Consider the following 630-nt stretch of genomic DNA (forward strand, 5'->3'; position numbering starts at 1 on the left):
GGATTGGACTGCCAATGTAGAACATGAACACGAAGTCATCGACGGCTTGCCGGACATGATTACTGGTTTACTCGACTCTGTTGACATCGAAATTATTCACGGTTGTGGAAAATTTGTTGATGCTCACACCATCGAAGTGGATCAACAGCGCTACACCGCTGACAAAATCGTGATTGCAACGGGGCTACGTCCCCACCATCTAGATGTTATGGGCTCAGAACTTACGCATGACAGTACCGATTTTATGAACCTCAAACAGCTTCCTGAAAATATCGTAATTATTGGCGCGGGCTATATCGGCATGGAATTTGCCACGATTGCCAATGCTGCCGGCGCGAACGTCACTGTACTTTTACGCCATAATCGGGCGTTGCGCAAATTTAATCAAGATTACGTAAAACAAGTCATTGCCGACCTCGAAAAACGAGGGGTGAAGTTCATTTACAACGCTCAGGTGGATCGTTTTGAGGAAGACGGTTCTCATTTTACCGTGTCTTATAACGATCACGAAACCCTCACCACCGACTGGATTTTGGATGCTACCGGACGAATTCCTAACATCGAAAACATCGGATTAGACGAAGTAGGCGTTAGTTACAATGCTAACGGGATCGAAGTTAACGATCATCT

1 protein-coding gene is annotated in these 630 nt (G+C 45.7%); it reads left to right on the forward strand.

The genetic code is table 11. The features are described 5' to 3' along the window. Window positions 1-630, forward strand: a 630-nt coding sequence (locus FD09_RS15600; RefSeq protein WP_162261532.1) for an FAD-dependent oxidoreductase, incomplete at both ends; no start/stop codon positions are given.

The organism is Schleiferilactobacillus perolens DSM 12744 (genome assembly GCF_001435585.1).
Classification (GTDB): domain Bacteria; phylum Bacillota; class Bacilli; order Lactobacillales; family Lactobacillaceae; genus Schleiferilactobacillus; species Schleiferilactobacillus perolens.